The sequence below is a fragment of the Actinoplanes sp. NPDC051537 genome, assembly GCF_055586105.1.
Genome location: NZ_JBVJIU010000030.1, coordinates 76618 through 85054, shown reverse-complemented (window position 1 = coordinate 85054; position 8437 = coordinate 76618). Strand labels below are relative to the sequence as shown.

Annotated in this window: 6 protein-coding genes; all 6 read right to left on the bottom strand. The window is 67.6% G+C overall.

Features of this window, described 5'->3' with window-relative positions:
* Window positions 1-133 precede the first annotated feature (133 nt).
* A complete protein-coding gene (fusA, locus tag ACZ6TB_RS46105) occupies window positions 134-2230 on the bottom strand; it encodes an elongation factor G (RefSeq protein ID WP_465567326.1) in 2097 nt (698 codons plus the stop codon).
* Between the two features lie 88 nt (window positions 2231-2318).
* Window positions 2319-2789, bottom strand: coding sequence for a 30S ribosomal protein S7 (gene rpsG / locus ACZ6TB_RS46100; protein WP_020513583.1), 471 nt, complete (start codon window positions 2787-2789; stop codon window positions 2319-2321).
* Between the two features lies 1 nt (window position 2790).
* Complete coding sequence (rpsL, locus tag ACZ6TB_RS46095) at window positions 2791-3165, bottom strand: 30S ribosomal protein S12 (RefSeq protein WP_014440718.1); 375 nt, start codon at window positions 3163-3165, stop codon at window positions 2791-2793.
* A gap of 431 nt (window positions 3166-3596) precedes the next feature.
* Complete coding sequence (locus ACZ6TB_RS46090) at window positions 3597-4046, bottom strand: hypothetical protein (protein WP_465567323.1); 450 nt, start codon at window positions 4044-4046, stop codon at window positions 3597-3599.
* A gap of 42 nt (window positions 4047-4088) precedes the next feature.
* Window positions 4089-4445, bottom strand: a complete 357-nt coding sequence (locus ACZ6TB_RS46085; RefSeq protein WP_465567321.1) for a hypothetical protein — start codon at window positions 4443-4445, stop codon at window positions 4089-4091.
* Between the two features lie 76 nt (window positions 4446-4521).
* Window positions 4522-8412 (bottom strand): DNA-directed RNA polymerase subunit beta', encoded by a 3891-nt coding sequence (locus tag ACZ6TB_RS46080; protein ID WP_465567318.1) that lies wholly within the window; start codon window positions 8410-8412, stop codon window positions 4522-4524.
* Window positions 8413-8437 lie beyond the last annotated feature (25 nt).

Genomic DNA, 8437 nt, shown 5'->3' with positions numbered 1-8437 from the left:
TTTTGTGGTGTTTTTGGTGGGGGGCTTTTGTGTTTACACCAGAACAAAAGGGAGGGGGGGGCCCCCCCCCCCCCCCCCCCCTCCCTCTCCCCCCCCCCCCCCCCCCCCCCCGCCTCAACGCTTCGAGCGAGGGTTAGGCACCCGTCGCCTTGGCGATGATCTCCTTGGCCACGTTCTGCGGAACCTCGGCGTAGGAGTCGAACTGCATGCTGTAGCTCGCCCGGCCGGCCGTCTTCGACCGAAGGTCGCCGACGTAGCCGAACATCTCGGACAGCGGGACCAGCGCCTTGACCACCCGTGCTCCGGAGCGCTCCTCCATCGACTGGATGATGCCACGGCGGGAGTTGAGGTCGCCGATCACGTCGCCCATGTTGTCCTCCGGGGTGGTGACCTCGACGGACATCATCGGCTCGAGGAGAGCGGGGTCGGCCTTGCGGGCCGCCTCCTTCATCACCATCGAGCCAGCGATCTTGAACGCCATCTCGGACGAGTCGACCTCGTGGTACTGACCGTCGAGCAGCGACAGCTTCACACCGACCAGCGGGTAGCCGGCGAGGATGCCGTACTGCATCGCGTCCTGCGCGCCCGCGTCCACCGACGGGATGAACTCCCGGGGGATGCGGCCGCCGCTGACGGCGTTGACGAACTCGTAGGTCGGGCCGTCGGCCGCAAGCGGCAGGGGCTCGATGGCGACGATGACGCGGGCGTACTGCCCCGAGCCACCGGTCTGCTTCTTGTGCGTGTACTCGACCTTCTCCACCTTGCGGCGGATGGTCTCGCGGTACGCGACCTGCGGCTTGCCGATGTTCGCCTCGACGTTGAACTCGCGCCGCATGCGGTCGACGAGGATGTCGAGGTGAAGCTCGCCCATGCCGGCGATGATGGTCTGACCGGTCTCCTCGTCGTTGAAGACCCGGAACGTCGGGTCCTCCTCGGCGAGGCGCTGGATCGCGGTGCCCAGCTTCTCCTGGTCCGACTTGGTCTTCGGCTCGATGGCGACCTGGATGACCGGCTCCGGGAAGGTCATCGACTCCAGGATGACCGGGTTGGCCGGGTCGCTGAGCGTGTCACCGGTGGTGGTCTGCTTGAGACCCTGGACGGCGATGATGTCGCCGGCCTGCGCGGTGGCGCGCTCCTCACGCTTGTTCGCGTGCATCTGGTAGATCTTGCCGATCCGCTCCTTGCGGTCCTTGGTGGAGTTGACCACCTGAGAACCGGACTCGAGCGTGCCGGAGTAGACCCGCACGTACGTGAGCTTGCCGAGGTGCTTGTCGGTCTGGATCTTGAAGGCCAGCGCCGAGAACGGCTCGGTGTTCGACGGCTTGCGCTGGAGCGGCGTCTCGCCGTCCGTCGCGGTGCCCTCGATGGCCGGGATGTCCAGCGGCGACGGCAGGTAGTCGATCACGGCGTCGAGCATGGGCTGAACGCCCTTGTTCTTGAACGCCGAGCCGCACAGCACCGGGTTGGCCTTGCTGGCGATCGTGGCGCGCCGGATGGCGGCCTTGATCTCGTCCACCGAGAGCTCCTCGCCCTCGAGGTACTTCTCCATGACCGCGTCGTCGACGTCGGCGAGCGTCTCGATCAGCTTCTCGCGCCACTCGTTCGCGGAGTCGACCAGGTCGGCCGGAACATCCTCGACGGCGTAGTCGTCACCCTTCTGGGTCTCACCACGCCAGGTGAGCGCGCGCATGTTGATCAGGTCGACGACGCCGATGTGGTCGCCCTCGAGCCCGATCGGGATCTGGAGAACCAGCGGCGTCGCGTTGAGCCGGTCGATCATCATCTGCACGCAGCGGAAGAAGTCCGCGCCGGTCCGGTCGAGCTTGTTGACGAAGCACATCCGGGGAACGTGGTACTTGTCCGCCTGCCGCCACACGTTCTCGGTCTGCGGCTCCACGCCGGCAACGCCGTCGTAGACCGCCACCGCGCCGTCCAGCACGCGCAACGACCGCTCCACCTCGACCGTGAAGTCGACGTGGCCGGGCGTGTCGATGATCTGGATCGTGTGGCCCTTCCACTCGCACTTGGTGGCGGCGGAAGTGATGGTGATACCGCGCTCCTGCTCCTGCTCCATCCAGTCCATGACGGCAGCGCCCTCGTGGACCTCACCGATCTTGTACGTGATGCCGGTGTAGAACAGGATTCGCTCGGTGGTCGTGGTCTTACCAGCATCGATGTGCGCCATGATGCCGATGTTGCGTACGTTGGCGAGCGCGTCTGCGGCGGCCACTTCAATCCCTACTTTTCTTCGTCGTCGTCTCGTGGACCGGTACGACTTGCCGGATGGCCCGGCGAGTTGCCGGGCCGGCGGCGGGGTCTTACCAGCGGTAGTGCGCGAAGGCCTTGTTGGACTCCGCCATCTTGTGGGTGTCCTCACGCCGCTTGACGGCGGCGCCGAGGCCGTTGCTGGCATCGAGCAGCTCGTTCTGGAGACGCTCGATCATGGTCTTCTCGCGGCGGGCCTTGGAGTACTGGACCAGCCAGCGGAGACCGAGCGTGGTCTGCCGCGGGGTGCGGACCTCGACCGGCACCTGGTAGGTCGCGCCACCGACACGGCGGCTGCGGACCTCGAGGGTCGGCTTGACGTTGTCCATCGCACGCTTCAGCGTCACGACGGGGTCGGTGCCGCTCTTCTCCCGGCAACCCTCGAGCGCGCCGTACACGATGCGCTCGGCGAGCTGACGCTTGCCGCCGATCAGGATCTTGTTGATCAGCTGCGTGACCAGCGGGGAGTTGTAAACCGGGTCAGCGACCACCGGGTGGCGCGGAGCGGGGCCCTTGCGCGGCATATCAGCTCTTCTCCTTCTTCGCGCCGTAACGGCTGCGGGCCTGCTTGCGGTTGCGGACACCCTGGGTGTCCAGCGAACCGCGGACGATCTTGTAGCGAACGCCCGGAAGGTCCTTCACACGGCCTCCGCGCACGAGCACGATCGAGTGCTCCTGCAGGTTGTGGCCGACACCGGGGATGTACGCCGTCACCTCGATCTGGCTGCTGAGCTTCACACGAGCGACCTTGCGCAGCGCAGAGTTCGGCTTCTTGGGGGTGGTGGTGTACACGCGCGTGCACACGCCGCGCCGCTGGGGACTTCCCTTCAGCGCCGGCGTCTTGGTCTTACTCGTCTTCGCCTGGCGGCCCTTTCGGACCAGCTGCTGGATCGTGGGCACCGGGTTTCTCCGCTCCCTTCGGCCGCTTCCTACTGCGGCCGCACCGTCTTGTATGTCTCTGTGCGCCGGAGAATCCCCACCTCGGTGAGGTCTCTCCGGCACCCGCGGTCGGGCGTGTCGTCCGGCTCACGGTCCCGCCACACGTGGTTACGCGCAGCAGGTCTTGTCTGTGTCGCCGCCCTGATCTGTCAGGACGACGAGTCTCGTCGCGGTCCTACCCCGTCTGAACTTCGACTCGGGCGCACGCACGAGTTGCCCGGGCAAGCCCGGGCACGAGGGGAAAGAGTACCCACCACGAGCAGCCAGGTCAAAATCGACAGGGCTAGCTCCTCATGACGGATATCTCCAAAACAAGTGTACCGGGTACTCGGAGGCGGCATTGCCGCGGTGTCCGGATACCGGATTTGCGGGTGCGATGTGGTCCCGGTGGACTACAACTGCAACACCACTGCCAACGTCAGGGCGCCCAGCGCAATTCCCACGCCGGCCCCGCCGCACGAGATTCCGGCGATGGCGAGGCCGCCGCCGGTGAACCGGACCAGTCCGGTGTGGGTGGAGCGACGGATCTGCCGCCGCGCGACCAGGCCCACGATGATCGCTCCGCCGCCGCCGAGCACGCTCAGCAGCGTGAACGCGCCCGCGACCACGGCGCCCCAGCCCGGACCGGAGCCGGCCAGCCCGAAGCAGAGCACCAGGAACGACACCAGGATCGCGGCGATGCCGGCCAGCAGCGAGCCGATCGCGAGGCCCGAGGTGATCGGCTCGACCCGCAACTGGACCAGGCCGAACTCGGTGCCCGGCACGGCCTCGACCCGCTCCGGCTGCCAGCGGCCGGATGGCGGGGGCGGCGGCGGCGCGTACGGATACGGCTGCTGGGTCATGTGTCGAGGATGTCACCCGGATGAGATCCGGCGCACGCCGCCCTAGTCGGTGCCCGGCGCGAAGTTGGGGCCGCCCGGCGTGGACGCGAGATGCAGCAGGCCGGCGATGGTGGCCACGACCAGCGCGGCGATCGCCAGCACGATGCCCGTCCAGGCGAGCCGGCGGCCACGACGGATCCAGGCGGAGCCGGTGAGATAACCCTTCGCCGTGTACGCCTCACGAGCCGCCTGACGCGCCAGCAGCAGTGCCACGGTGGCCGGAATCACCCCGCCCACGAACGCGCCGGTCAGAAAGCCCACCAGGCCCAGCGCGAAGACCGCCCGGGCCTTCGACGAGGGCGCCGGGTCCGGGTCCAGGGGGTGGCGCGTGGGCGGCGCGGCGGCGGGAAGGGTCACCACCCCATCTTAGGAACGCCCCGGACAGAAAGCAGAGGGCGGCCGCGCAATGCGCGACCGCCCCCTGTTGTCGTTCAGATCAGCGGTACGACCCGAAGTCGAAGTCGTCCAGCGGCACAGCCTGCCCGCTGGCCGGCCCGAAGCCGTAGTCGGTCTCGGGGTACCCGGTCATCGAGTACACCTTGGCCTTGGCCTCCTCGGTCGGCTCGACCCGGATGTTGCGGTACTTGCTGATGCCCGTACCGGCCGGGATGAGCTTGCCGATGATGACGTTCTCCTTGAGGCCCACCAGCGAGTCGCTGCGCGAGTTGATCGCAGCGTCGGTGAGCACCCGGGTGGTCTCCTGGAAGGAGGCCGCCGAGAGCCAGGAGTCCGTGGCCAGCGAGGCCTTGGTGATACCCATGAGCACCGGACGACCGGCGGCGGGCTCGCCACCCTCGCCCACGAGCCGGCGGTTCTCCGACTCGAACAGCGCCCGGTCGACCAGCACGCCCGGCAGGAACTCCGCCGCGCCCGAGTCGATGACCGTCACCCGCTTCAGCATCTGGCGGATGATGATCTCGATGTGCTTGTCGTGGATGAGCACACCCTGCGAGCGGTAGACCTCCTGGACCTCCTGGGTCAGGTGGACCTGGACCGCCCGCGGACCCATGATCCGCAGAAGCTCGTGCGGGTCGATGGTGCCCTCGGTCAGCTTCTCGCCGACGCCGACGTGGTCGCCGTCGTGGGCCCGGAGCTTGACGCGCTTGGAGATCTTGTCGTACACGATCTCCTCGCTGCCGTCGTCCGGCACCACGATGATCTTCCGCGAGCGCTCGCCGTCCTCGATGCGGATGCGTCCCGGGGTGTCGGCGATGGGCGCCTTGCCCTTGGGCACGCGGGCCTCGAAGATCTCCTGCACACGCGGCAGACCCTGGGTGATGTCCTCACCCGCGACGCCACCGGTGTGGAAGGTACGCATCGTCAGCTGCGTACCCGGCTCACCGATGGACTGGGCGGCGATGATGCCGACCGCCTCACCGATGTCCACGCCCTTGCCGGTCGGCAGCGAGCGGCCGTAGCAGGCCGCGCACACGCCGAGCTTCGACTCGCAGGTCAGCACGCTGCGCACCCGCACGTTCTCGATGCCGTTGGCGACGAGGATGTCGACCAGGATCGAGTTGAGGTCCGAGCCGCGGGGGACGACGACGTTGCCGTCCGGTCCCTTCGCGTCGTCGGCCAGCGTCCGGGCGTGCACACCGGTCTCGGCGTGCACGTGCACCACGAGCGAGCCGTCCGCCTCGCGGTCCGCCACCTGCATCGGGATCGCGCGGTCGGTGCCGCAGTCCTCCTCGCGGATGATGACGTCCTGCGAGACGTCCACCAGACGCCGGGTCAGGTAACCCGAGTCGGCGGTACGCAGCGCGGTGTCGGCCAGACCCTTGCGGGCGCCGTGCGTGGAGATGAAGTACTCCAGCACGGTGAGACCCTCGCGGTACGACGACGTGATCGGCCGCGGGATGATCTCGCCCTTGGGGTTGGCCACCAGACCACGGATCGCGGCGATCTGCCGGAGCTGCAGCAGGTTGCCACGGGCGCCAGAGTTGATCATGACCCAGAGCGGGTTCTCCTGCGGGAGAGCCGTCGACATCTCGGCCGCGATCTCGTTGGTCGCCTTGGTCCAGATCTCGATGAGCTCGCCGCGACGCTCCTCGGCGGTCATCAGACCACGCTGGTACTGCTTGTCGATCCGGTCCGCCTCGACCTGGTAGCGCTGCAGGATCTCCGGCTTGCGCGGGGGGCCGATGACGTCGCCCATGCCGATCGTCACACCGGACCAGGTGGCCCAGTGGAAGCCGGCCTCCTTGAGCGCGTCCAGGGTCGCGGCCAGCGCGACCTTGGGGAAGCGCTCGGCGAGGTCGTTGACGATCGCCGACAGCTGACCCTTGCGGATCTCGTAGTTCACGAAGCGGTAGCCCGGGGGCAGGGTCTCGTTGAAGATGACCCGGCCCAGGGTGGTCTCGACCAGGACTCGCTCGCCCTCGGTCCAGTCCTCCGGAGCGTCCCACTTGGGGCCCTTGGCGCCGTTGTCGACGCCGACGACCTCCTGCAGGCGGATCTTGACGGGCGCCTGCAGGTGCAGCTCGCCGTTGTCGAAGGCCATCCGCGCCTCGGCGTCCGACGAGAACACCCGGCCCTCACCCTTGGCACCGGCCGTCAGGTGGGTCAGGTGGTACAGGCCGATGACCATGTCCTGGGTCGGCATGGTGACCGGCTTGCCGTCGGCCGGCTTGAGGATGTTGTTCGACGAGAGCATCAGGATCCGGGCCTCGGCCTGCGCCTCGGCCGACAGCGGCACGTGCACCGCCATCTGGTCGCCGTCGAAGTCGGCGTTGAACGCCGTACAGACGAGCGGGTGGATCTGGATCGCCTTGCCCTCGACCAGCTGCGGCTCGAAGGCCTGGATGCCGAGGCGGTGCAGGGTCGGCGCGCGGTTCAGCAGCACGGGGTGCTCGCTGATGACCTCCTCCAGGACGTCCCACACGACCGGCCGCTGACGCTCGACCATCCGCTTGGCCGACTTGATGTTCTGCGCGTGGTTCAGGTCGACCAGGCGCTTCATCACGAACGGCTTGAACAGCTCCAGCGCCATCTGCTTCGGCAGGCCGCACTGGTGCAGCTTGAGCCGGGGGCCGACGACGATGACGGAACGGCCGGAGTAGTCGACGCGCTTGCCCAGCAGGTTCTGCCGGAAGCGACCCTGCTTGCCCTTGAGCATGTCGGAGAGCGACTTCAGCGGGCGGTTGCCCGGGCCGGTGACCGGCCGGCCGCGGCGGCCGTTGTCGAACAGCGCGTCGACGGCCTCCTGCAGCATGCGCTTCTCGTTGTTGACGATGATCTCGGGCGCACCCAGGTCGATCAGGCGCTTCAACCGGTTGTTCCGGTTGATGACCCGGCGGTACAGGTCGTTCAGGTCGCTGGTCGCGAAGCGGCCACCGTCGAGCTGCACCATCGGGCGCAGGTCCGGCGGGATGACCGGGACGCAGTCCAGCACCATGCCGAGCGGCGAGTTCCGGGTGTTCAGGAACGCGGCGACGACCTTGAGGCGCTTGAGCGCACGGATCTTCCGCTGGCCCTTTCCGCTGCGGATGATCTCCCGCAGGTTCTCGGCCTCGGCGTCCAGGTCCATGTTCTCGAGCAGCGCCTTGATCGCCTCGGCGCCCATCCCGCCGGTGAAGTACTCACCGAAGCGGTCACGGAGCTCGCGGTAGAGCAGCTCGTCGGTGACCAGCTGCTTGGAGTCGAGCTTGCGGAAGGTGTCGAGCACCTCGTCGAGACGGTCGATCTCGCGCTGCGCCTTGTCGCGGATCTGGCGCATCTCGCGCTCGCCGGCCTCCTTGACCTTGCGGCGCACGTCCGCCTTGGCCCCTTCGGCCTCGAGTTCGGCGAGGTCCTGCTCCAGCTTCGCGGCACGCTTCTCGATCTCCGAGTCGCGACCGTTCTCCGACTGGCGCTTCTCGGCGAAGATCTCGTTCTCGATCGTGCTCATGTCGCGGTGACGCGCTTCGGCGTCCACGCTCGTGATCACGTACGAGGCGAAGTAGATGATCTTCTCGAGGTCCTTGGGAGCCAGGTCGAGCAGGTAACCGAGCCGGCTCGGCACACCCTTGAAGTACCAGATGTGCGTGACCGACGCGGCCAGCTCGATGTGGCCCATGCGCTCACGGCGGACCTTGGACCGGGTCACCTCGACGCCGCAGCGCTCACAGATGATGCCCTTGAACCGGACCCGCTTGTACTTGCCGCAGTAGCACTCCCAGTCCCGCTGCGGACCGAAGATCTTCTCGCAGAAGAGTCCGTCCTTCTCGGGCTTGAGGGTGCGGTAGTTGATCGTCTCGGGCTTCTTGACCTCGCCGTGCGACCACTGCCGGATGTCGTCGGCGGTCGCCAGGCCGATACGCAACTCGTCGAAGAAGTTGACGTCGAGCACTTGGACTATCCCTCGTGTTTCGTTG